This is a genomic window from Streptomyces sp. A1136 (genome assembly GCF_004795055.1).
Lineage (GTDB): Bacteria > Actinomycetota > Actinomycetes > Streptomycetales > Streptomycetaceae > Streptomyces.
The window spans coordinates 83968-107907 of the sequence record NZ_SSBJ01000022.1; the positions used below are offsets into that span (position 1 = coordinate 83968).

A 23940-nucleotide genomic window follows, 5' to 3' on the forward strand; every position below is an offset into this window, starting at 1 on the left:
CGGTGCATGTCGTACTCGCCGGTGGGGGGACCGCCGGCCACATCGAGCCGGCGCTCGCCCTCGCGGACGCCCTGCGCAGGCAGGACCCTTCCGTGGGCATCACCGCCCTCGGCACGGAACGCGGACTCGAAACCCGCCTCGTGCCCGAGCGCGGTTACGAGCTGGGGTTGATCCCCGCCGTCCCGTTGCCCCGCAAACCCACCCCCGAGCTGATCACCGTCCCCGGACGGCTGCGCGGCACGATCAAGGCGGCCGAGGAGATCCTGGAGCGCACCAAGGCCGACTGCGTCGTCGGCTTCGGCGGCTACGTGGCCCTGCCCGGCTACCTCGCGGCCAAGCGCCTCGGGGTGCCGATCATCGTCCACGAGGCCAACGCCCGGCCCGGACTGGCCAACAAGATCGGCTCCCGCTACGCGCACGCCGTGGCGGTGTCGACCCCGGACAGCAAGCTGCGCGGCGCCCGCTACGTGGGCATCCCGCTGCGTCGCTCGATCTCGACGCTGGACCGGGCCGCCGTCCGTCCCGAGGCGCGTGCCGCCTTCGGGCTGGACCCCAACCTGCCGACCCTGCTGGTCTCCGGCGGTTCGCAGGGCGCCCGTCGCCTCAACGAGACGATCCAGGCGGTCGCCCCGACCCTTCAGCGCTCAGGAATCCAGATCCTGCACGCGGTCGGTCCGAAGAACGAACTGCCGCGTGTCGACAACATGCCCGGGATGCCGCCGTATGTCCCGGTACCGTACGTGGACCGGATGGACCTCGCGTACGCCGCCGCCGACATGATGCTGTGCCGGGCGGGCGCGATGACCGTCGCCGAACTCTCCGCCGTCGGGCTGCCCGCCGCCTACGTACCGCTGCCGATCGGCAACGGTGAGCAGCGGCTCAACGCCCAGCCGGTGGTCAAGGCCGGCGGCGGCCTGCTCGTCGACGACGCGGAGCTGACCCCCGAGTGGGTGCTCGGCCAGGTCCTCCCGGTGCTGTCCGATCCGCACCGTCTCTACGAGATGTCCCGCGCCGCCGCCGAGTTCGGGCGCCGGGACGCCGACGACCTGCTCGTCGGCCTGGTCTACGAGGCGATCGCCGCACGCAGGACCCGCTGAGGCGGGAAGCACTGACCCGGGAGGCACAGGAGTGGCCGGAGCGACGACCGCACAGCGAGGCAATCCCGGCCCCGGCCGGCCCCGCCCCGAGGGCGGGGGCTCCGGCGCTCCCAAGCCGCCCGGCGGCCCGAAGTCGTCGAAACCGAATGGCCCGCGGGGGCCCGGCGTCAGGCCGCGCCGGGTCCTCGTCCTGGCCTCGCTGGTCGCCGCGGTGCTCCTCGCGGGCGGCGGCGCCTGGGTGCTCTACGGATCGTCCTGGCTCCGCGTCGAGAAGGTCACGGCCGCGGGCACCGAGGTGCTCACCGAGCAGCAGGTGCTCGCGGCGGCGGCCGTGCCCGTCGGCGCGCCCTTGGTGAGCGTCGACAGCGACGAGATCGAGGGCCGGTTGCTCCGTCGGCTGCCCCGTATCGATTCGGTCGATGTGGTGCGGGCCTGGCCGCACGGAATCGGTCTGAAAGTGAAGGAACGCAAACCGGTCCTGCTCATCAAGAAGGACGCGAAGTTCGTCGAAGTGGACGCATCGGGTGTGCGATTCGACACGGTGGCGAAAGCACCTGCCGGCGTGCCGGTCCTCGAATTGGCCGCGGAGCGTTCGCCGAGCGGCCGGCGCTTCGACTCCGACCGGCTGCTGCACGAGGCCGTGGGCATCGCGGGAAGCCTCCCCGAAGCCGTCGCCAAGGAAGCCGTGCAGGTCAAGGTGGAGTCCTACGATTCGGTCGTGCTCCAGCTGACGCGGGGCCGGACGGTGGTGTGGGGGAGCGGTGAACTCGGCGAGGCCAAGGGGCGGGCGTTGACCGCTCTGCTGAAAGCCGCCCCGGGAGCCGGGCACTTCGACGTGAGCGTCCCCACCGCGCCTGCGGTGTCCGGGAGTTGACGTCCGGTCGAACGACGACGCACCCTGGTTGGCCAGCGATACGGGTGATCACATAGGGTGAAAAGAAAAACGGGAGGTTCGGCGTGTTCGTTGAACACTCGCTACTTGTCGACTTAGTGTCCTGTTCGGAAGAGTCCAAGGAACAGACACACCCCTAACCCTAAACTTCAGGGTTAGGGTTCGGGTCGGCGCGTACGGACCGCCCCATTTCGGCATCAGTCGTCGCAACGCAGGCCCGCGAGGCGGCGACACGTAACTCGAGGCGAGAGGCCTTCGACGTGGCAGCACCGCAGAACTACCTCGCAGTCATCAAGGTCATCGGTGTCGGCGGCGGTGGTGTCAATGCCATCAACCGAATGATCGAGGTCGGTCTCAAGGGCGTCGAGTTCATCGCCATCAACACGGACGCCCAAGCGCTGTTGATGAGCGACGCCGACGTCAAGCTCGACGTCGGCCGCGAACTCACCCGGGGCCTCGGCGCCGGCGCCAACCCGGCCGTCGGCCGCAAGGCGGCAGAGGACCACCGCGAGGAGATCGAGGAGGTCCTCAAGGGGGCCGACATGGTCTTCGTCACCGCCGGTGAGGGCGGCGGCACCGGAACGGGCGGCGCACCCGTCGTCGCCAACATCGCGCGTTCGCTGGGCGCCCTGACGATCGGTGTGGTCACCCGGCCGTTCACCTTCGAGGGCCGTCGTCGCGCGAACCAGGCGGAGGACGGCATCGCCGAACTCCGCGAAGAGGTCGACACCCTCATCGTCATCCCCAACGACCGCCTGCTGTCCATCTCGGACCGCCAGGTCAGCGTCCTCGACGCGTTCAAGTCGGCCGACCAGGTCCTGCTCTCGGGCGTGCAGGGCATCACCGACCTGATCACCACCCCCGGCCTGATCAACCTCGACTTCGCGGACGTCAAGTCCGTCATGTCCGAGGCGGGCTCGGCGCTGATGGGCATCGGCTCGGCCCGCGGCGACGACCGCGCGGTCGCGGCGGCGGAGATGGCGATCTCCTCGCCGCTCCTCGAAGCCTCCATCGATGGCGCACGCGGCGTCCTGCTCTCCATCTCCGGCGGCTCGGACCTCGGTCTCTTCGAGATCAACGAGGCCGCGCAGCTGGTCAGCGAGGCGGCCCACCCCGAGGCGAACATCATCTTCGGCGCCGTCATCGACGACGCGCTCGGCGACGAGGTGCGGGTCACCGTCATCGCCGCCGGGTTCGACGGCGGACAGCCCCCGGCCCGCCGGGACAACGTCATCGGCGCCGCGTCCACCAAGCGCGAGGAGCCGGCCCCGGCGCCGGTCCGCGCCGCCCCCGAGCCGGTCCGTCCGGCCTTCGGCGGGCTCGGCACGGTCACCCCTCGTGAGGACCCGCCGGCCCCGGTCGAGGTCCCGGTCGAGCCCGCGGCCCCGGCGCCCCAGGTCCCGACGGCCCGTCCCTACGCGGACAGCCCGGCCGAGGAGCTGGACGTACCGGACTTCTTGAAGTGACGCTGGCACACCACAGCGAGAACGGCGCGCACTTCGCCTTCACCGACAGGTGGGGCGGGGTGAGCGCCGTTCCGTACGAGGAGCTCAATCTCGGCGGCGCGGTCGGAGACGACCCGGCCGCCGTTCGTGCGAACCGGACGCGGGCCGCCGAATCCCTCGGTGTCGCGCCCGAGCTGGTGGTCTGGATGAACCAGGTGCACGGCCGGGACGTGGCGGTGGTCGACGGACCGTGGGGTGCCGATTCCGACATCCCCTCGGTGGACGCGGTGGTGACCGGCCGTCGGGGGCTCGCCCTCGCCGTACTCACCGCCGACTGCGTGCCCGTCCTGCTCGCCGACCCGGTCGCCGGGGTCGCGGGCGCCGCCCACGCCGGACGGCCCGGGCTGGTCGCGGGCGTGGTGCCCGCCGTCGTCGAGGCGATGACCGCTCTCGGCGCCGACCCGGCCCGCGTGATCGCCCGTACCGGACCGGCCGTTTGCGGACGCTGCTACGAAGTACCCGCCGAGATGCGGGCGGCGGTCGCGGAGGTGGTTCCGGCCGCCTGGGCCGAGACCGGTTGGGGGACGCCCTCCGTCGACGTGGTAGCCGGGGTGCACGCGCAACTGGCCGAGGCGGGGGTGGTCGACAGCCGGCGATCACCGGTCTGCACACTGGAGTCGCGGGACCACTTCTCGTACCGCCGTGACCGGGTGACCGGCCGGTTGGCCGGATATGTCTGGTTGGACTGAAATATGATGGACCGTAAGTCGGAACTCGCGGAGAACCTCGCGCGGGTGGAGGGGCGGATCGCCTCCGCGTGCGCCGCGGCCGGCCGCGCGCGGGACGAAGTGACCCTGATCGTGGTCACCAAGACGTATCCGGCGAGCGACGTACGACTCCTGGCGGACCTGGGTGTCCGTCATGTTGCGGAAAATCGCGACCAGGACGCCGCCCCCAAGGCCGCGGCCTGCGCGGATCTGCCGCTCGACTGGCACTTCGTGGGCCAGTTGCAGACGAACAAAGTCCGCTCCGTGGCGGGATACGCGCACGTGGTGCAGTCGGTCGACCGGCCGAGGCTCGTCACGGCGCTGTCCGCGGCCGCGGGGAACGCGGGGCGTGAGATCGGCTGCCTCGTACAGATCGCCCTCGACGCCGAGTCGGGCGAACGGGGTGCGCGGGGAGGGGCGGCGCCCGACCTGCTCGCGGAACTGGCGGACCTCGTGGCCGCCGCACCGGGACTGCGGCTGGACGGCGTCATGACCGTGGCCCCGCTGGCAGGCCCCTACGCGGGGCGCGAACAGGCGGCCTTCGAGCGGCTGATGGAATTGTCATCCGGCCTGCGCGCCGACCATCCGACTGCCACGATGGTGTCGGCCGGAATGAGCGCGGACTTGGAACAGGCCGTGTTGGCCGGTGCGACACATGTGCGCGTCGGCACTGCGGTACTCGGCGCGAGACCCCGGCTCGGGTAACGTCGCGAAGAAAGTCGGACCACAGCAGAAAATATGGTCATTTCCGCCGATGAGCGGACAGGCCACGTGGATCGCGGGCAGTTGGTGACATCACCGACAATGCCTTCGCCGGTACGGCGGCACCTGCGACAGGGCGATCCACCACAGAGCGGAGGACTCGGAGAATGGCCGGCGCGATGCGCAAGATGGCGGTCTACCTCGGCCTCGTGGAGGACGACCGGTACGACAACCCGGGGTACGACCCCGATGACGAGTTCGAGCCCGAGCCGGAGCCGGAACGGGATCGCCGGCGTCAGCCACCCGCGCACCAAACGCCCGAACCGGACGAACCGGTACGGGTCGTACAGCCCCCGGCGCCACGGGAACCCACCCCGGCACCGGCGGAAAACGGACGTCCGGCGCGAATCGCACCCGTGGCATCCATCACACCTGACCGCACCAGCATGGAGAAGAACGCCCCCGTGATCATGCCCAAGGTCGTCTCCGAGCGGGAGCCGTACCGCATCACGACGCTGCACCCCCGGACCTACAACGAGGCCCGTACCATCGGGGAACACTTCCGTGAGGGCACTCCGGTGATCATGAATCTCACGGAGATGGACGACACCGACGCGAAGCGTCTGGTCGACTTCGCAGCCGGCCTCGTCTTCGGTCTGCACGGCAGTATTGAACGCGTGACACAGAAGGTGTTCCTGCTGTCGCCTGCTAACGTCGATGTCACGGCGGAGGACAAGGCCCGCATCGCGGAGGGCGGGTTCTTCAACCAAAGCTAGACCGATCCGTCAGACACGGGGCCGGGAACAGAGCGGGAGCAGGGGAGAGGGAAGCACGGGATGGGCGTCGCACTGCAGGTGGTCTACATCGTGCTGATGTGCTTCCTTATCGTGCTGATCTTCCGACTGGTCATGGACTACGTGTTCCAGTTCGCACGCTCATGGACACCCGGCAAGGCGATGGTGGTCGTTCTTGAGGCCACCTACACTGTCACCGATCCACCGCTCAAGCTTCTCCGGCGTTTCATCCCGCCGTTGCGTCTCGGGGGCGTGGCACTCGACCTGTCCTTCTTCGTTCTGATGATCATCGTTTACATCCTCATCAGTTTCGTGAGCACCGCTGCGAGAAGCGTGTGAACGATGAGCTTCTCCGCGCGCGCGGGGACGATCCCGATACGGTCTTGCCGACTGCCGACGACTACGTAGAGGTGAAGAAGACATGCCGCTGACTCCCGAGGACGTGCGGAACAAGCAGTTCACGACCGTCCGCCTGCGAGAAGGCTATGACGAGGACGAGGTCGATGCCTTCCTCGACGAGGTCGAGTCCGAACTGACGCGCCTGCTGCGCGAGAACGAGGACCTGCGCGCGAAGCTGGCCGCCGCCACGCGAGCCGCCGCGCAGAACCAGCAGCAGCAGGGCATGCGCAAGCCCGAGCCCCAGGACCAGCGAGGCCCCGGCGGCCCCGTCCCGGCGGCCATATCCGGCCCGCCGCAGCAGCAGCAGCCGCAGATGGGCCCGCCCCAGCTGCCCGGGGGCCAGCCGCAGCTGCCCGCCGGCCCCGGCGGCCACGGTCCGCAGGGCCCCGGCCCGATGGGCGGCCCCATGCAGCAGCACACCATGGGTGGCCAGCAGCAGATGGGCCAGCAGCAGCAGATGGGCCAGCAGCCCATGCAGCAGCAGTCCATGGGTGGCCAGAACCCGCTCGGCCAGCCCATGGGGCAGCCGATGGGCCAGCAGATGCAGCCGATGGGGCAGCAGATGCAGCAGATGGGCCAGCCCATGCACCAGCAGCAGCAGCCGCAGCTCCCGCAGCAGGGCCCCGGTGGCGACAGCGCCGCCCGCGTCCTGTCGCTCGCGCAGCAGACCGCCGACCAGGCGATCGCGGAGGCCCGCTCCGAGGCCAACAAGATCGTCGGCGAGGCCCGTAGCCGCGCCGAGGGCCTGGAGCGGGACGCCCGCGCCAAGGCCGACGCGCTGGAGCGGGACGCGCAGGAGAAGCACCGCGTCGCGATGGGCTCCCTGGAGTCCGCCCGCGCCACGCTGGAGCGCAAGGTCGAGGACCTGCGGGGCTTCGAGCGCGAGTACCGTACGCGCCTCAAGTCCTACCTGGAGTCGCAGCTGCGCCAGCTGGAGACCCAGGCCGACGACTCCCTCGCCCCGCCGCGGGGTCCGGCCGGTCCGGCGCTGCCGCCGTCGCCGTCCCCGTCGATGGCTCCGGCCGGTGCGATGGGCCACTCCATGGGCGGCCCGTCCCCCATGGGCGGTCCCTCCCCGATGAGCGGCGGTCCGTCCTACGGCGGTCAGCAGCAGATGTCCCCGGCGATGACGCAGCCGATGGCTCCGGTGCGGCCGGCCGCACCGCAGCCGATGCAGGCGCCGTCTCCCATGCGGGGCTTCCTGATCGACGAGGACGACAACTAGGCCGCCGCCTGTCTGTCGGCAGCAGCAGTTCGGGCCGGGCCCGGTTCCCCTTCGGGGGCACCGGGCCCGGCCCGTTTCGCTACCCGGCCCACCACGCGCCTCGACCCCCGGCGGGGGCTGGGGTGGTCGGGTCGGGTCGGGCGCGGTCCGGCATTCGGGCGCGGCGCCGTTGCCGGGGCTCCACCCGGACCCCGCGCCTCAAACGCCGGCGGGGCCGGTCCCGGGCGGGCGCGGCTGGTCTGGGCGGGCGGGGCCGGTCCTGGGCGGCTTGGTTCGGGGCCTCCCCGGGCCACGGGAGATACGGGTGTGGCCCGGCCCCCCCCGCGGGGGAGACCGGGCCACAGGTGGTCGGGGTGGCTATGCCTTGCGGAGGCGGAACGTCAGGCCGAGGGGTTCGTCCGTGAACGGGGCGCCGTACGCCGCGTCCGCCTCGCCGGAGGCGAAGTCCGTCGCCAGGACCTCGTCCGCGATCAGCGCCGCGTGGTCCGTCAGGGCCGTCACGACCTCCGGGTCCGAGGCGGACCACCGCAGGGCGATCCGGTCCGCCACGTCCAGGCCGGAGTTCTTCCGGGCCTCCTGGATCAGGCGGATCGCGTCCCGCGCGAGGCCCGCCAGCCGCAGTTCCGGAGTGATCTCCAGGTCCAGCGCGACCGTCGCACCCGAGTCGGACGCCACCGACCAGCCTTCACGCGGGGTCTCCGTGATGATGACCTCCTCCGGGGTGAGGGTGACCGTCTCGCCGTTCACCTCCACCGAGGCCTCGCCCGAACGCAGCGCCAGGGACAGGGCCGCCGCGTCGGCCGCGGCCACCGCCTTGGCGACGTCCTGCACGCCCTTGCCGAAACGCTTGCCCAGCGCACGGAAGTTGGCCTTCGCCGTGGTGTCCACCAGCGAACCGCCGACCTCCGACAGGGAGGCCAGCGAGGAGACGTTGAGCTCCTCCGTGATCTGGGCCTGGAGCTCGGGGGACAGGGCGTCGAAGCCGACCGCCCCGACCAGCGCCCGCGACAGGGGCTGACGGGTCTTGACCCCGGACTCCGCACGCGTCGCGCGACCCAGCTCCACCAGGCGGCGGACCAACTGCATCTGCTGCGACAGCACCGGGTCGACCGCCGAGGCGTCCGCGACCGGCCACGACGACAGGTGCACGGACTCCGGGGCCTCCGGGGTCACCGGCACGATCATGTCCTGCCAGACCCGCTCCGTGATGAACGGGGTCAGCGGGGCCATCAGCCGGGTCACCGTCTCCACCACGTCGTGCAGCGTGCGCAGCGCGGCCGCGTCGCCCTGCCAGAAGCGGCGGCGCGAACGACGGACGTACCAGTTGGACAGGTCGTCGACGAAGGAGGACAGCAGCTTGCCGGCGCGCTGGGTGTCGTAGGACTCCATCGCCTCCGTGACCTCGGCGGTCAGCGTGTGCAGTTCGGACAGGAGCCAGCGGTCCAGGACCGTGCGGTCCGCCGGGGCCGGATCGGTCGCCGAGGGCGCCCAGTCGGCGGTGCGGGCGTACAGCGCCTGGAAGGCGACGGTGTTCCAGTACGTGAGGAGCGTCTTGCGGACGACCTCCTGGATCGTGCCGTGGCCCACGCGGCGCGCCGCCCACGGGGAACCGCCGGCCGCCATGAACCAGCGCACCGCGTCCGCGCCGTGCTGGTCCATGAGCGGGATGGGCTGGAGGATGTTGCCCAGGTGCTTGGACATCTTGCGGCCGTCCTCGGCGAGGATGTGGCCCAGGCAGACCACGTTCTCGTAGGACGACTTGTCGAACACCAGCGTGCCGACCGCCATCAGGGTGTAGAACCACCCGCGCGTCTGGTCGATGGCCTCCGAGATGAACTGCGCCGGGTAGCGCTTCTCGAAGATCTCCTTGTTCTTGTACGGGTATCCCCACTGCGCGAACGGCATCGAACCCGAGTCGTACCAGGCGTCGATGACCTCCGGGACGCGGACCGCTTCGAGGGAGCAGCCCTCGTGGGTGCAGGTGAAGGTGACGTCGTCGATGTACGGGCGGTGCGGGTCCAGGGCCGACTGGTCCGTGCCCGACAGCTCCGAGAGCTCGGCGCGCGAGCCGACGCAGGTGAGGTGGTTCTCCTCGCAGCGCCAGATCGGCAGCGGGGTGCCCCAGTAGCGGTTGCGGGACAGCGCCCAGTCGATGTTGTTCTTCAGCCAGTCCCCGAAGCGGCCCTGCTTGACCGAGTCCGGGAACCAGTTCGTCTTCTCGTTCTCCCGCAGCATCGCGTCCTTGACGGCGGTGGTGCGGATGTACCAGGACGGCTGCGCGTAGTAGAGCAGCGCGGTGTGGCAGCGCCAGCAGTGCGGGTAGCTGTGCTCGTAGGCGATGTGCTTGAAGAGCAGGCCGCGCGCGTCGAGATCGGCGGTCAGCTTCTCGTCGGCCTTCTTGAAGAAGACGCCGCCGACCAGCGGGACGTCCTCCTCGAAGGTGCCGTCGGGACGGACCGGGTTCACGACCGGCAGGCCGTACGCGCGGCAGACCGCGAGGTCGTCGGCGCCGAAGGCGGGGGACTGGTGGACCAGACCCGTACCGTCCTCGGTCGTGACGTACTCGGCGTTCACGACGTAGTGGGCGGGCGCGGGGAACTCCACGAGCGAGAAGGGGCGCTCGTACGTCCAGCGCTCCATCTCCTTGCCCGTGAAGGACTGCCCGGTGGCCTCCCAGCCCTCGCCCAGGGCCTTCTCCAGCAGCGGCTCGGCGACGACCAGCTTCTCCTCGCCGTTGCTCGCCACGACGTACGTGACCTCGGGGTGCGCGGCCACGGCGGTGTTGGAGACGAGGGTCCAGGGGGTGGTCGTCCAGACCAGCAGCGCGGCCTGACCGGCGAGGGGGCCGGAGGTCAGCGGGAAGCGCACGTAGACCGAGGGGTCGACGACCGTCTCGTAGCCCTGCGCCAGCTCGTGGTCGGAGAGGCCGGTGCCGCAGCGCGGGCACCAGGGGGCGACACGGTGGTCCTGGGTGAGCAGACCCTTGTTGAAGATCTCCTTGAGCGACCACCACACGGACTCCACGTACTCGGGGTCCATGGTGCGGTAGGCGTCGTCCAGGTCGACCCAGTAGCCCATCCGGGTCGTGAGCTCCGCGAAGGCGTCGGTGTGACGGGTCACCGAGTCGCGGCACTTGGCGTTGAACTCGGCGATCCCGTACGCCTCGATGTCCTGCTTGCCGTTGAAGCCGAGTTCCTTCTCGACGGCGAGCTCGACGGGCAGGCCGTGGCAGTCCCAGCCGGCCTTGCGGGCGACGTGGTAGCCGCGCATGGTGCGGAAGCGCGGGAAGACGTCCTTGAAGACGCGGGCCTCGATGTGGTGGGCGCCGGGCATGCCGTTCGCCGTGGGCGGGCCCTCGTAGAAGACCCACTCGGGGCGGCCCTCGGACTGGGCCAGGGTCTTGTCGAAGGTCTTGTTCTCGCGCCAGAAGTCGAGGACGGCGTGCTCAAGGGCAGGCAGGTCGACCTGGGCGGGTACCGGGCGGTACTGCGGCGGTGTGGTCATGAGGCTGAACTCTTCCTCCGGCGGGATGCGACTTCCGTCCGGAGGGACGAGAGCCGTCTGCTGCTCCCGCGGTACCACCCTCCTTGGCCGCCGGCGGCGCCGGTGGCCCCCTCATTGGGGTGCGAAGCCGGTTCTACTCGCCGTGGTGACGGCTTTCTTCCGGCGGCTCCGGGGTGATCCTTCACATCGCGCTCGCCCCCGGGCTCTCACCGTCCCCGGGTCGCTCCTGGCTGCGTCCGACGCTACTCGTCCCCATCCATGCCTTTCGCTGGGCCCAGTGTACGGGGCCGGGCGGCGCCCGGCCGACCGGTTTACCCGCCGGGGGCGGCGCCGCGGGGCGCCCCCGGCGGGTGCCCCGCGCGTGACCCGGATGGGCCGACGCGGCCGGTCCGGGCCCTGTCGGGCTGGGAGGGGCGGATTACCGGGCTTCGGGCTGGGCACAACGGATGCAGGTTCACCACGACGGATGCGCGCCCCGTTGCCGTGGCGCCGGAGCCGATTTATCGTTCCGGCACGATTCGCGAGCAATTATCACAGTATGTGAAGGGGCCGCGGCCATGGTGGCGAAGAAGACCGCCGGGACTACCGGAAAGGCTGTCGGAAAGGTCGCCGAGGCCCGCGCCGAGACGGACGCCCCGGCCGGGAAGGGAACCGCTGCCAAGACCGCTGCCAAGGCGGCCGGGAAACCCGTGCACGCCGCGAGGAAGGACGCCGTGCGCAAGAGCGGCGGGGAAAAGGCATCCGCGACCGAGGCATCCGCGATCAAGGCACCCGTGAAGAAGGCAGCCGTGGACAAGACAGCCGTGCAGAAGCCGCCCTCGACCACGGCACCGGCGACCGGGCCGGCCGTCGAGAAGGCACCGGCCAAGAAGGCACCGGCCAAGAAGGCACCGGCGAAGAAGACGGCCACCGCGCCCGCCGAGAAGCCGCCCGCCAAGAAGGCGGCCACGGCGTCCGCGGACAAGGCGACGGCCGCCGTCAGGAAGACGACGGCGAGAAAGGCCGCGGCCAAACCGGCCGGGGTCGAGGGGGCGGCGCAGGCCGCGAAAGAGACTGGAGCCCGCACAGTGGTTGCCAAGAAGAGCACCGGCGCGACGCGCAAGACGGCCGAGGCCGCCACCAGCGGCCTCCCCAGGGCGGCCACCGCCGGGGGCCACGCCGCCCCCGGCCGGCTGCCCGTACGCCCCGGCGAGGACCCCTGGACGCCCGACGAGGTGTCCGAGGCCCGGTCGGAGCTGACCGGCGAGGTGCTGCGACTGCGCGCCGAACTGGAGGCCTCCGAGCAGGCCATCTCGGGTCTGATGCGGGACTCGGGCGACGGCGCGGGCGACGACCAGGCCGATACGGGGACCAAGAACATCACCCGGGAGTCCGAGCTGGCCCTCGCGGCGAACGCCACTCTGATGCTGGAGCAGACCGAGCGCGCCCTGGAGCGGTTGGAGGCGGGCACGTACGGCTTCTGCGAGAACTGCGGGAAGCCCATCGGCAAGGCCAGGATGCAGGCTTTCCCGCGGGCCACCCTGTGCGTGGACTGCAAGCAGAAGCAGGAGCGGCGGCACTGATCCGGCCCGGCCGGGCGGCGCGGCCCACGGGACCCTGACGTACCCTCGTGTCTCGTCAGGGTCCAGGAACCTGCCGGGAACCTGGTTCGTGCTAGTTCGAGGGACTCACGTGGCAGAGGCGGAGCGCATCATCGGTACGCCGGACGTCGGGGACGGCGCGGAGCCGGAGCCGACCGCGCCCAAGGGGCGTCGGCGGATCGCGGCGCTGCTCGTGGTGGCGGTACTGGCGTACCTGATCGACCTCGGCAGCAAGATGGTCGTCGTCGCCAAGCTGGAGCACCACCGGCCGATCGAGGTCGTCGGGGACCTGCTGAAGTTCGAGGCCATCCGCAACCCCGGGGCCGCGTTCGGCTTCGGCGAGGCCTTCACGATCATCTTCACCTGCATCGCGGCCACCGTGATCGTCGTGATCGTCCGGCTGGCCCGCAAGCTCTACAGCCTCCCGTGGGCCATCGCGCTGGGCCTGCTGCTGGGCGGCGCCCTGGGTAATCTGACCGACCGGATCTTCCGTTCACCCGGCGTTTTCCGCGGTGCCGTCGTCGACTTCATCGCGCCCGCCCACTTCGCCGTGTTCAACCTCGCGGACTCGGCGATCGTGTGCGGCGGCATCCTGATCGTCCTGCTCTCGTTCAAGGGCCTGGACCCGGACGGCACCGTCCACGAGGACTGATCGCGGGAGGGCCCGGCTGTCGAGTCCTGCATACTCGACAGGTGAGTACGATTCCCGAGATCCGCACCCTGCCCGTTCCCGATGGCCTTGAGGGCGAGCGCGTCGACGCCGCCATCGCCCGTATGTTCGGATTTTCCCGGACGAAGGCGGCCGAACTCGCGGCCGCGGGGAAGGTGGCGGTCGACGGCAGCGTCGTCGGGAAGTCCGAGCGCGTGCACGGTGGCGCCTGGTTGGAAGTCGAGATGCCCGCGCCGCCGCGGCCGGTCGAACTCGTCGCCGAGCCGGTCCCGGGCATGGAGATCGTCCATGACGACGACGACATCGTCGTCATCATGAAGCCGGTCGGCGTCGCGGCCCACCCGAGCCCCGGCTGGACCGGTACCACCGTCATCGGCGGCCTCGCCGCCGCCGGCTACCGGATCTCGACGTCCGGCGCCTCCGAGCGCCAGGGCATCGTGCACCGCCTCGACGTCGGCACGTCCGGCCTGATGGCCGTCGCCAAGTCCGAGCGCGCGTACACCTCGTTGAAGAACCAGTTCCGGGAGCGCGTCGTGGACAAGCGCTACCACGCGCTGGTCCAGGGCCACCCGGACCCGATGAGCGGCACCATCGACGCGCCGATCGGCCGGCACCCCAGCGCGGACTACAAGTGGGCCGTGACCCAGGAGGGCAAGCCCTCCGTCACCCACTACGACCTGATCGAGGCCTTCCGCGCGGCCTCGCTGCTGGACATCAAGCTGGAGACCGGCCGTACGCACCAGATCCGTGTGCACATGTCCGCCCACCGCCACCCCTGCGTCGGCGACCTGACCTACGGCGCCGACCCGACCGTCGCCAAGCGGCTGGGGCTGACCCGGCAGTGGCTGCACGCCGTTCGGCTGGGCTTCGAGCACCCCGCAGACGGGCAGTGGGTGGAGTTCGAGAGCGGCTACCCGGCGGACCTCCAGCACGCCCTGGACGTGATCCGGGCCGAGAGCGAGTGACGGCCTTCACCGTCCGCGTCGCGGACGGCGAGACGGATCGCGCCGCGTGCTTCGCGGTGCGCCACCAGGTGTTCGTGATCGAGCAGTCCGTGCCGGAGTCGATCGAGTACGACGCCTACGACGCGGGCGCCGTGCACGTGCTGGCCGAGGGGCCCGACGGCAAGCCGCTGGGCACCGGCCGGCTGCTGCACGGGCCCGACGTCCTCGGCAAGACGGGCTCCCCGGAGGTCGGCTCCCTCGGGCGGCTCGCCGTGAGCGCCGCCGCACGCGGGCTGGGCGTCGGGGCCGCCCTGGTGCGGGCCATCGAGGCGGAGGCCGGCCGGCTGGGGCTCACCGCCGTGGACCTGGGGGCCCAGACGCACGCCCTCGGCTTCTACGAGCGCCTGGGCTACCTGGCCTACGGACCGGAGTTCCACGAGGCGGGCATCGCGCACCGGGCCATGCGGCGCACCCTGCCGTAACCCGCGTCCCCTTCGCGGTACGCGGCCCGCCGACCGCCGACACACCGACCGCCCACACCGGCCGGACGCGACGGCCTGGCAGGGTGGGGGAGTGGATCAGCTCGCTCTGCTTTTCGTACTGTTGCTCGGCGCCGTGGTCACCGTGCCGCTCGGGGACCGGCTGGGACTGCCCGCGCCCGTGCTGATGACCATCGGCGGGGTGGTGCTGGCGCTCGTGCCGGTCGTGCCGAACGTCGACATCCCGCCCGAGTACATCCTGCCGCTGGTGCTGCCGCCGCTGCTGTACGCCTCCGCGCAGCGCACCTCCTGGCGCCAGTTCGCCGCCAACGTCCGGCCGATCCTGCTGCTGGCCGTGGCGCTGGTCTTCGTGACCACCGCGGCCGTCGCCGCCGTGGCGAACGCCGTGGTGCCCGGGCTGCCGTTGGCGGCCTCCGTCGCCCTCGGCGCGCTCGTGGCCCCGCCCGACCCGGTCGCGGCCACCGCCGTGGCCGGGCAGCTGGGACTGCCGCGCCGACTGGTGTCGATCCTGGAGGGCGAGGGCCTGTTCAACGACGTCACCGCGATCGTGCTCTACCACGTGGCCGTCGGCGCCGCCGTCAGCGGCACCTTCTCCTGGCCGGAGGCCCTCGGGGAGTTCGTGCTGTCCGCCGTGGTCGCCCTGGCGGTGGGCCTGGCCCTCGGGTGGGTCACCAACCGGCTCATGGGCCGGCTCGGGGACGCCACGCTCCAGATCGGACTGACGCTGCTGGTTCCGTTCGTCGCTTACACCGTGGCGGAGGAGCTCCAGGGCTCGGGCGTGCTCGCCGTGCTGGTGACCGCCCTCTTCCTCGCCGAATACGCTACCGACGCCGACGACGTGCTGGGGCGGCTGGCCGGACACACCTTCTGGGAGATCGTCGACACCCTGGTCACCGGCGTCGCGTTCGGGCTGATCGGGCTGGAGCTGCACCACGTCTTCGGTACCGCACGCGGCCGCGAGGAGCAGATGGCGCTCTGGGCGGCGGTCGTCGTGCTGGTGGTCGTGGGCGTCCGGCTGCTGTGGCTGCTGCCGGCGGGCTGGCTGGCGAAGCGGCTGCACAGTCGTCGTGACTACGCCGAGGAGATCCCGGTGAGCTGGCGGGAGAGCACCGTCATGTGGTGGGCCGGGATGCGGGGCGTGGCCTCCGTGGCGCTGGCCCTGGCGATCCCGCTGAAGACCGACGCGGGGGATCCCTTCCCGGCGCGGGACCAGATCGTCTTCATCGCCTTCGCGGTGATCATGGTGACGTTGCTCTGTCAGGGGCTGACGCTGCCCTGGCTCGTGCGCAAGCTGGGGGTCGAGGCCGACGAGGACCTGGAACGGGAGACGGAGCGGCGGCTCGCCATCCGCGCCGCCAAGGCCGCCAAGCGGCGGCTGCAGGAGATCGAGGGGGCCGAGGACCTCCCCGACGACCTTCTGGAGGTCCTGTACCGCCGGGCGTACGACGTGGGGGCGAGGATCAGCCCCGACATGGTGGACGAGGAACGGCGCGAGGCGTACGCGAAGCGGGTGGAGCGCATCCGCGACGTCCAACGCATCCAGCGGGAGATGATGTCGGCGGCCCGGCACGAGGTGCTGGCGGCGCGCAGCGAACCCGGCGCCGATCCGGAGATCGTCGACCGGGTCCTGCGCCACCTGGACGTGCGCAGCCTGCGCAATCCGTAGGTCCCGTACCCGTCTCAGGCGGCGGCCCCGCGGACCGCGTCGACGGTCGTCAGGCGCGGGAGGGCGTACGGGTGCTCGGCCACCAGCCAGGCGATGAGGCGTTCGCGGACCGCGCACCGCACGGTCCACACGTCGTCGGCGTCCTTGGCCGTGACCATGGCCCGGACCTCGATGGTGTTGGGTGTGGTGTCGGTCACCACCAGGCCGCTCGCGCGGCCGTCCCACTCCGGGGTCTCCTTGAGGATCAGCGCGAGTTGCTCGCGCATCAGGTCGATCGGCGCCGAGTGGTCCAGGTGCAGGAAGACCGTGCCCGTCATCTGCGCGCCGCCGCGGGACCAGTTCTCGTACGGCTTGCTGGTGAAGTACGACACGGGCATCGTGATGCGGCGCTCGTCCCAGGTGCGGACCATCAGGAACGTGAGGGTGATCTCCTCGACCGTGCCCCACTCCTTGTCCACCACCACGGTGTCCCCGATCCGGACGGTGTCGCCGAAGGCGATCTGCAGACCGGCGAAGAGGTTGCCCAGGGAGGACTGCGCGGCGACGCCGGCCACGATGCCCAGCACACCCGCCGAGGCCAGCATCGAGGTGCCGACCGTCCGCATCGCCGGGAACGTCAGCAGCATGGCCGCGATGGCGACCACGGAGACCACCGCCGTCACCACTCGCTGGATCAACGTCACCTGGGTACGGACCCGGCGTACCCGGGCCGCGTCGCGGGAGCCCGAGGCGTAGCGCGCGTAGCCGGAGTCGACTATCGCCGTCGCGATCCGGACCAGGAGCCAGGCGGTGGAGGCGATGAGGACCAGGGTCAGGGCCCGGCCGACGCCGTCGGCGTGCCGCGGCAGGATGCGCGCCGAGCGGTAGGACCCTCTGAGCAGCGCGGAGCACAGCACGATCTGGAACGGCACCCGGCAGCGGCGCAGCAGGTCCCACAGGGGCGTCTCGTGGTGTCGGGCGTCGGCCCGGCGCAGCAGCACGTCGAGCACCCACCCGGCGAGCAGGGTGATGATCAGCGAGCCGCCGATGACCGCGACGGGGCGAAGGACGTTCTCCATCTCCATGCGGGCAACCTAACCGGATCGCGCTTTCGGAAACTGGCACGATGGGGGAATGAACATCCTGCTCTTCCATTCGACGTACGGGCTGCGGCCCGCGGTGCACGCTGCGGCCGACCGGCTGCGCGCGGCGGGACACACGGCCTTGGTCCCCGACCTCTTCGAGGGGCGTACGTTCGAGACCGTCGAGGAGGGCATGGCCCACCAGGACGAGATCGGCCGTGACGAGCTGCTCAGGCGGGCCGTCCTGGCCGCGGCCCCCCATTCCGACCAAGGGCTGGTCTACGCCGGCTTCTCGTTCGGCGCCTCGCTGGCCCAGCACCTGGCACTGCACGACGAGAAGGCGCGCGGGCTGCTGCTCCTGCACGGCACCTCGGACCTGGAGGAGGACGCCTCGGTCGACGGCCTGCCGGTGCAGCTGCACGTGGCCGACCCGGATCCGTTCGAGCCGCACGACTGGTTGACGGCCTGGTACCTGCGGATGCGGCGGGCCGGGGCGGACGTGGAGGTCCACGGCTACCAGGGCGCCGGGCACCTGTTCACCGATCCGGGGCTCGACGACTACGACGCGGAGGCCGCCGAGCAGACGTGGAAGGTCGCGCTGGCGTTCCTCGACAGCCTGTAGGCGCGTCCGGGGAGAGCGCGGGCAGGGGCCCGGTCCGGCTTTCGCCGGGCCGGGCCCCTGTTCACGTGGCCGCCGTCCGCCGCCGCCGCGACGGGCGCCGATCAGGCACGGTAGGTGCTGATCAGGCGCGGTAGGCGGTCCACATGCTCTTCATGCGGGCCACCTGGCCGGCGGTGAACTGGTACATGCAGGAGTCGTACGTGTAGTCCATGAAGTTGTGGATCGGGTCGACACCGGTCTTGTTGGTGCAGCTGTCACGGCCGGTCGGGCACTCGAAGGCCGCGCTCTGCTCGGCCGGGGTGTCGGCCACGGAGTCACCGCTGCCCGAGCAGCCGCCCTGGAAGGTGTGGTACAGGCCCATCCAGTGGCCGACCTCGTGGGTCGCGGTGTCGCCCTCGTTGTAGTTGGTGGCGGAGCCGCCGGGCAGCGAGGTGTTGAGGATGACCACGCCGTCCATCGTCGGCTGCGAGGCGTAGGAGCTGGGGAAGGTGGCCCAGCCGAGCAGCCCGCCGCCGAGGTTGGCGGTGTAGAGGTTCAGCGCGTTCTTGCCGCCCTTGCGCAGGGCGTTCTTCATGTCCTTCTCGGCCTGGGTGCCGTCGGAGACGTTGTACCAGGCGGCGTTGTCCGTGTAGTCCGTGCCGGCCAGGCTGAACTGGTAGCCGGAGTCCACGTTGCCGGTGCCCTTGCCGCTGTAGGCGGCGTTCAGGACGGACAGCTGGTTGTTGATGTCGGTCGCCGTCAGCTTGCCGGCGGTGCCGGAGGTGATGACGTGCACGTACACCGGGATGGTGGTGGCCGTGGTGGCGCTCGCGCGCATGCCCTCCAGCTGCTGGGGGCCGAGCTGGGACAGCTTCTTCTTGAGGTCGGCGTCCATGGACTTGACCTGGGCGTCCGAGATCTCGTTGGGGTCGGCCGCGTGGTGGTCCTTGGGGCGCGCGACACGGGCGGCGGCCGGGGCCCCGGTGGACTGGCCGGGCGTACAGGCCTCGGCGGACTTGGCCGCGGCGACGGTCGTGGGAGCCGTCAGGGGGGCGAAGGCCAGGGTGCCGGCCAGGACGGCCGTACCCATGAGGCGGCGGCGGAGCAGGGGGGATATGCGGGCGGTGGCGCGCACGTTGACTCCTCGCGAAGCGTGGTGGGGGGTGAGGTACGTCCTCACGCTGACGCGCAGCTTACGTGTGCATGTCATCAGAATGGCAAGATCTCGTAGGTTAAAGATTTGTTGCCGATGACGCGGAAAGGGGGCCTGGTATGAGCCAGGCCCCCTCGTCGACCGCAAATTTGACGTTACGTCAGCGAACCGGGCGGTCGGCCCGTTCCACCTTCTGAGTGCCGTTCAGGGTGCGGTACGAGCGCTCCCACGCCGAGGTGGCGTCCTGGCGCCGCTTGTCCGAAACGATGTAGTAGTCCATCTGCGCGCGCTCGGCCGTCACGTCCAGGACGCCGTACCCGTGCGCGTCCATGTCCAGCCACTTGACGTGCCAGTTCGCCGCCTTGATGGCCGCTTCGGCGACCAGCGAGGCGGTGTCGGCCGGCACGTGCAGCAGATCGTCGATGTTGTCGGAAGTCACCGACGTCACCACGAACTCGGTCGCCGCCGAGCCGGAAGCCGGGTAGGTCGCCTTCTCCACCGGGACGTCGTTCGCCCACGCCATGTGGATGTCGCCGGTCAGGAACACCGTGTTCTTGATGCCCCGGTCCTTCAAGTGGCCCAGGAGTTCCCTGCGGTCGTCGGTGTAGCCGTCCCACTGATCCACATTGACCGCTATCCCGCCCTCGGGCAGCCCGAGCAGCTTGGTGAGCGGCTGCAGCAGGTGCGCGGGCAGCGAGCCGAAGGCCACCGGTGAGATCATCACCGACGTGCCGACCAGCTGCCAGGTAGCGCGCGAGGCCGAGAGCCCCGACTTGAGCCAGTCCAGTTGGGCGCGCCCGGTGATGGTGCGCTCCGGGTCGTCGACCGCGCCGCTGCCGATCGAGGCCTGCTGGGAGCGGAAGGTGCGCAGGTCCAGCAGGTGCAGATCGGCGAGGGTGCCGAAGCGCAGCCGACGGTAGACGGTGCCGGCGATGGAGGGGCGCACGGGCATCCACTCGAAGTAGGCCTGCTTCGCGGCGGCCGCGCGGGCCGACCAGTCGCCCTCGGTGCCCGGCGTGTGGTTCTGCGCCCCGCCCGACCAGGAGTCGTTGGCGAACTCGTGGTCGTCCCAGATCGCGATGATCGTGTGCGCGGCGTGCAGCGCCTGGAGGTCGACGTCCGTCTTGTACGTGCCGTGCCGGGTGCGGTAGTCGGCGAGGTCGACGATCTCGTGCTTCGGCACGTGTGGGCGTACGACGTACTTGGCCTCCGGGTAACCCCCGCTCTCGTACTCGTAGATGTAGTCGCCGAGGTGCAGGACCGCGTCGAGGTCGGCCCGGGCGGCCAGGTGGCGGTAGGCGGAGAAGTAGCCGGACTCCCAGTTGGCGCAGGAGACCACGCCGAAGCGGACGCCCTGCGTGCTCGTGTCGGCGGCCGGGGCGGTCAGGGCCCGGCCCACGGGGGAGACGGCGGCGCCGGCCGTGAACCGGTACCAGTACACGGTCTTGGGGCGCAGGCCGCGCACGTCCGCCTTGACGGTGTGGTCGGCGGCGGCGGTCGCGGTGACGGACCCGCTCGCGACGACGCGGGAGAAGGACTTGTCCTCCGCGACCTCCCAGCCGACCCGGGTGTCCGGGCCCACGCCGGAGCCGGGCACGGCGTCGGCGGTCGGGGTGACGCGGGTCCACAACAGGATCCCGTCGGGCAGCGGGTCGCCGGAGGCGACGCCGTGCAGGAAGGCGGGGGCGGGCTCCGCCGCGTGGGCGGCGGTGGCGCCCAGCGTCACGATCGGCGCCAGCGCGGCCGTGGCGGCCGCGGCCTTGACGACCGTACGGCGGCGGGGATGTGCCGAGGCGGCAGAAGAGAGATGACTGGTCACGGCCGATCATATTACTGACCGGTATGGCTTCGAAGATACCCTCGGTAAGGCAACGGGCGGGCGAACTCCAGGAGTTCGCCCGCCCGTTGCCCGCAGGGAGGTCAGCCCGCCAGGGCCTTGTCGATCGCCGCCGTGTACGCCTCGGGCGTCGACGGGGTGTCGATCTTCTTGCCGTCCATCTTGAGCGTCGGCGTGCCCTTCACCCCGGAGTCGTTGAAGGACTTGGCCATGTCCATGGCCCACCGGTCGTACGTGCCGTCCTCGACGGCCTTCTTGAACTCGGCGTTGCCCTTGAGCGCCGGAACCGTGTCCGCGACCTTGATCAGGTAGTCGTCCTTGGCGAAGCTGTCGACCGTCTCGTCCGGGTGCAGCTCCTTGGAGTACAGCGCGGCCTTGTAGTCGAGGAAGGCCTCGGGGCTGACGTTCAGCGCCGCGCCCAACGCGCTCAGCGCGTTCTTCGAGCCCTCGCCCTTGGCGCCGTTGTCGATGAAGGTGGCGCCGATGTAGCGGAGCTTGTACTTGCCCGCGTCGACGTCCTTGCGGACCTGGGCGCCGACCGACTGCTCGAAGGCGGCGCACGCCGGGCAGCGCGGGTCCTCGTAGAGCTCCAGGGTCTTCTTCGCGTCCGCCTTGCCGACGACGACCGTCAGGCCGTCGTCGCCCGCGGTGTTCTTCGGCTTCACCAGTTCCGCCGTGGCGGCCTTCTCCCAGTGGGAGGGCTTGGTGTTCTGCACGACCAGGTAGCCGACGCCGCCCGCGACCGCGAGGACGCCGACGACGGCGCAGGCCACGAGCGCCTGGCGGCGGGCCCTGGCCTTCTTGGCCTGCTTCTCGCGTTCGACGCGCAGCCGCTCGCGGGCGGCCGCCTTGTTCGCCTGGTTGTTGCGTGCACTCATGTCGATCTCCGTGGGTATGCCGTGGTGCGAAAGGAAAGGGGGTCTGCCGTACGGGTCAGGCGCTCGCGAGCGCCCCACGACGTACGGGAGGTCCCCTCCGTCCCACGGAATGCGCCGGGAACCGGGTACGGGCGCCCGCGTCCCCGGGAGCCGGGGGCACCGGCCGCCGCGCCGGCCCTGCGGCCGCGACCACCGAGGCCACCGCCAGCAGCAGCGGCCGGAAGGCCAGGACGCCCACCGCCCGCAGCAGCCGGCCGAGCGCCCGCTCCCCGTACCGCAGCCACGCGGCCGCCAGCAGGCCCGCCGACACGTGCGCGCCCAGCAGCAGCCAGGGCGTCCACGGCCCGGGCGTCGCCAGCGGCGCGGCCGGGTCGGCGGGCGGTGGCGTCATCCCGGTCAGCGGGCCGCCCACCGGGGCGCCGCCGCAGAGCCCGTCCAGGCCCAGCGCGTGCAGCGGCCCGGCGACCGGACCGCCCGCCGGGCCGTAACAGAAGTGCTGCCCGGCGGTGAAGGCGGTGTCGGCCGCCAGCTCCAGCGGCACGAGCAGCCCGGCGATCGCACCGAAGCCCCGCTCCCGGCCGGCCACCGCGAAGGCGAGCGCGAACACGGCGGCGAAGGCCCCGCCCACCAGCACCGGCGGCAGCGGCGCCCGGGACAACAGGACGTGCGAGCCCGTCGAGAGCAGCACGACGAGCGCGCTGAACAGCGCGGCCCGCAGCCCTCTAAGTCCTGCACCGGATATGTCCATCCCGGCGAGTCTGCCACGACTCCCTGTGAATCAGGGTCCGGGGCCGGCACGGGACCCACGCCTTGGCCGAAGAGCACCGGCCGCGGCGTGGGCGGGCCGGTCAGGGGGTGAGACGGCCGTTGCGGAACAGGTCCACGAAGATCTGGTGGTCCGCTCGCGCCCGGGCCCCGTAGGCGTGGGCGAAGTCGACGAGGAGCTCGGCGAAGCCCTCCTCGTCGGCGGCGATCGCCGCGTCGATGGCGCGCTCGGTGGAGAAGGGGACCAGGGAGTGGCCGCTCTCCGCCTCGTCCGCCGACGCGTGCATGGTCGCCGTCGCCCGGCCCAGGTCCGCGACGACGGCCGCGATCTCCTCGGGGTCGTCGAGGTCCGACCAGTCCAGGTCCACCGCGTACGGGGAGACCTCCGCCACCAGCTGCCCGGCGCCGTCCAGCTCGGTCCAGCCCAGCCACGGGTCGGCGTGCGCCTGGAGGGCCCGCTGGGAGATCACCGTGCGGTGCCCCTCGTGCAGGAAGTACTCCCGTACGGCCCGCTCGGTGATGTGCCGCGACACCGCCGGGGTCTGCGCCTGCTTGAGGTAGATCACGACGTCGTTCTCCAGGGCGTCGCTGTGCCCCTCCAGCAGGATGTTGTACGAGGGCAGCCCGGCCGAGCCGATCCCCACACCGCGCCGACCCACCACGTCCTTGACCCGGTAGGAGTCCGGCCGCACGAGGGACTCCTCCGGCAGGGTCTCCAGGTATCCGTCGAAGGCGGCCAGCACCTTGTAGCGGGTGGCCGCGTCCAGCTCCAGCGTGCCGGGACCGGAGGTGAAGCGGCGCTCGTAGTCCCTGATCTCGGTCATCGACGCGAGCAGCTCGAACCGGGTCCGCGACCGGGCCGCGCGCAGGGCCCCCAGCAGCGGCCCCTCCGCGGTGTCCAGGGTGAAGGAGGGGACCTCCTCGTGCTTCGCGCCGGTCGCCAGCCGGTGGATGCGCTCGCGGTAGGCGCCCGCGTAGGTCCGCACCAGCTCGCTGATCTGCCCGTCGCTGAGCGCCTTGGTGTAGCCGAGCAGGGCGACGGAGGCCGCGAACCGCTTGAGGTCCCAGGTGAAGGGGCCGACGTACGCCTCGTCGAAGTCGTTGATGTTGAAGATCAGCCGGCCGTTGGAGTCCATGTACGTGCCGAAGTTCTCGGCGTGCAGGTCGCCGTGGATCCACACACGGCCGGTGCGCTCGTCCAGGTACGGGCCGCCGTGCCGGTCCCGCTCCAGGTCGGCGTAGAACAGGCAGGCCGTTCCGCGGTAGAAGGCGAAGGCGGAGGCCGCCATCTTCCGGAATTTCACCTGGAAGGCAGCGGGGTCGGCGGCGAGCAGCTCACCGAAAGCGGTGTCGAACACGTCGAGTATCTGCTCGGCGCGCTGCTCGTTCGTCGTCTCGGGGACCGCCATGGCGGGTTCCTCCTGGTGGCGCGTGTGCCAATCGGTTTTCGGACAGGTGCT

General features: G+C 71.2%; 21 protein-coding genes. 14 read left to right on the forward strand and 7 right to left on the reverse strand.

The genetic code is table 11. The features are described 5' to 3' along the window. Positions 1-2: 2 nt before the first annotated feature. The 8 genes from murG (at position 3) to E6R62_RS22030 (ending at position 7321) form a co-directional block, all read left to right on the forward strand. Complete coding sequence (murG, locus tag E6R62_RS21995; protein ID WP_136215232.1) at positions 3-1097, forward strand: undecaprenyldiphospho-muramoylpentapeptide beta-N-acetylglucosaminyltransferase; 1095 nt, start codon at positions 3-5, stop codon at positions 1095-1097. A 190-nt stretch (positions 1098-1287) separates the two neighbouring features. Then, positions 1288-1971 carry a cell division protein FtsQ/DivIB gene (locus E6R62_RS22000; RefSeq protein ID WP_136215280.1) on the forward strand — a complete coding sequence of 228 codons (684 nt, stop codon included), beginning with the start codon at positions 1288-1290 and terminating at the stop codon, positions 1969-1971. Positions 1972-2249: 278 nt separating this feature from the next. Continuing rightward, on the forward strand, positions 2250-3455 hold the full coding sequence (gene ftsZ / locus E6R62_RS22005; RefSeq protein WP_136215233.1) for a cell division protein FtsZ: 1206 nt from the start codon (positions 2250-2252) through the stop codon (positions 3453-3455). Next, the gene (pgeF, locus tag E6R62_RS22010) at positions 3452-4183 is read left to right on the forward strand and encodes a peptidoglycan editing factor PgeF (RefSeq protein ID WP_206308802.1); all 732 of its coding nucleotides are present in this window, start codon (positions 3452-3454) and stop codon (positions 4181-4183) included. The genes ftsZ and pgeF overlap by 4 nt, the downstream gene beginning before the upstream one ends. Positions 4184-4186: 3 nt before the next feature. Next, positions 4187-4906, forward strand: a complete 720-nt coding sequence (locus E6R62_RS22015) for a YggS family pyridoxal phosphate-dependent enzyme (RefSeq protein ID WP_136215234.1) — start codon at positions 4187-4189, stop codon at positions 4904-4906. A 164-nt stretch (positions 4907-5070) separates the two neighbouring features. Further along, on the forward strand, positions 5071-5679 hold the full coding sequence (locus E6R62_RS22020) for a cell division protein SepF (protein ID WP_136215235.1): 609 nt from the start codon (positions 5071-5073) through the stop codon (positions 5677-5679). Between the two features lie 60 nt (positions 5680-5739). Further along, positions 5740-6036 (forward strand): YggT family protein, encoded by a 297-nt coding sequence (locus tag E6R62_RS22025; protein WP_053689581.1) that lies wholly within the window; start codon positions 5740-5742, stop codon positions 6034-6036. 82 nt (positions 6037-6118) lie between these two features. Next, positions 6119-7321: a DivIVA domain-containing protein gene (locus E6R62_RS22030; RefSeq protein ID WP_136215236.1), complete on the forward strand. Its 1203-nt coding sequence runs from the start codon at positions 6119-6121 to the stop codon at positions 7319-7321. A 357-nt stretch (positions 7322-7678) separates the two neighbouring features. Here the strand turns inward: E6R62_RS22030 and ileS are convergent, their stop codons facing one another. Then, entirely contained in the window at positions 7679-10825 is a 3147-nt protein-coding gene (gene ileS / locus E6R62_RS22035) for an isoleucine--tRNA ligase (RefSeq protein ID WP_136215237.1), read from the reverse strand. Between the two features lie 557 nt (positions 10826-11382). On the opposite strand from ileS, the gene E6R62_RS22045 reads away from it, so the two are divergent. The 5 genes from E6R62_RS22045 (at position 11383) to E6R62_RS22065 (ending at position 16185) form a co-directional block, all read left to right on the forward strand. After that, positions 11383-12387 (forward strand): TraR/DksA C4-type zinc finger protein, encoded by a 1005-nt coding sequence (locus E6R62_RS22045; RefSeq protein ID WP_240801809.1) that lies wholly within the window; start codon positions 11383-11385, stop codon positions 12385-12387. 109 nt (positions 12388-12496) lie between these two features. Next, a complete protein-coding gene (lspA, locus tag E6R62_RS22050) occupies positions 12497-13057 on the forward strand; it encodes a signal peptidase II (RefSeq protein ID WP_136215238.1) in 561 nt (186 codons plus the stop codon). Positions 13058-13098: 41 nt separating this feature from the next. After that, positions 13099-14040 (forward strand): RluA family pseudouridine synthase, encoded by a 942-nt coding sequence (locus tag E6R62_RS22055; protein WP_136215239.1) that lies wholly within the window; start codon positions 13099-13101, stop codon positions 14038-14040. Further along, positions 14037-14501, forward strand: coding sequence for a GNAT family N-acetyltransferase (locus E6R62_RS22060; protein ID WP_136215240.1), 465 nt, complete (start codon positions 14037-14039; stop codon positions 14499-14501). The genes E6R62_RS22055 and E6R62_RS22060 overlap by 4 nt, the downstream gene beginning before the upstream one ends. 91 nt (positions 14502-14592) lie before the next feature. Next, on the forward strand, positions 14593-16185 hold the full coding sequence (locus E6R62_RS22065; RefSeq protein WP_136215241.1) for a Na+/H+ antiporter: 1593 nt from the start codon (positions 14593-14595) through the stop codon (positions 16183-16185). Positions 16186-16199: 14 nt separating this feature from the next. On the opposite strand, the gene E6R62_RS22070 is transcribed toward E6R62_RS22065, so the two are convergent. After that, positions 16200-17243 carry a mechanosensitive ion channel family protein gene (locus E6R62_RS22070; RefSeq protein WP_136215283.1) on the reverse strand — a complete coding sequence of 348 codons (1044 nt, stop codon included), beginning with the start codon at positions 17241-17243 and terminating at the stop codon, positions 16200-16202. A gap of 55 nt (positions 17244-17298) precedes the next feature. Here E6R62_RS22070 and E6R62_RS22075 point away from each other — a divergent pair, with 55 nt between their 5' ends. After that, the gene (locus tag E6R62_RS22075; protein WP_136215242.1) at positions 17299-17868 is read left to right on the forward strand and encodes a dienelactone hydrolase family protein; all 570 of its coding nucleotides are present in this window, start codon (positions 17299-17301) and stop codon (positions 17866-17868) included. A 121-nt stretch (positions 17869-17989) separates the two neighbouring features. Here E6R62_RS22075 and E6R62_RS22080 read toward each other — a convergent pair whose 3' ends face one another. The 5 genes from E6R62_RS22080 to E6R62_RS22100 form a co-directional block, all read right to left on the reverse strand. Beyond that, positions 17990-18937 carry a zinc metalloprotease gene (locus tag E6R62_RS22080; protein WP_136215284.1) on the reverse strand — a complete coding sequence of 316 codons (948 nt, stop codon included), beginning with the start codon at positions 18935-18937 and terminating at the stop codon, positions 17990-17992. Positions 18938-19160: 223 nt separating this feature from the next. Continuing rightward, the gene (locus E6R62_RS22085; protein WP_136215243.1) at positions 19161-20819 is read right to left on the reverse strand and encodes an alkaline phosphatase; all 1659 of its coding nucleotides are present in this window, start codon (positions 20817-20819) and stop codon (positions 19161-19163) included. A 101-nt stretch (positions 20820-20920) separates the two neighbouring features. Next, positions 20921-21715: a DsbA family protein gene (locus E6R62_RS22090; protein WP_136215244.1), complete on the reverse strand. Its 795-nt coding sequence runs from the start codon at positions 21713-21715 to the stop codon at positions 20921-20923. Between the two features lie 55 nt (positions 21716-21770). Continuing rightward, positions 21771-22463 carry a hypothetical protein gene (locus E6R62_RS22095; RefSeq protein WP_136215245.1) on the reverse strand — a complete coding sequence of 231 codons (693 nt, stop codon included), beginning with the start codon at positions 22461-22463 and terminating at the stop codon, positions 21771-21773. A gap of 100 nt (positions 22464-22563) precedes the next feature. Further along, complete coding sequence (locus E6R62_RS22100) at positions 22564-23889, reverse strand: DUF2252 domain-containing protein (RefSeq protein ID WP_136215246.1); 1326 nt, start codon at positions 23887-23889, stop codon at positions 22564-22566. Positions 23890-23940: the final 51 nt, after the last annotated feature.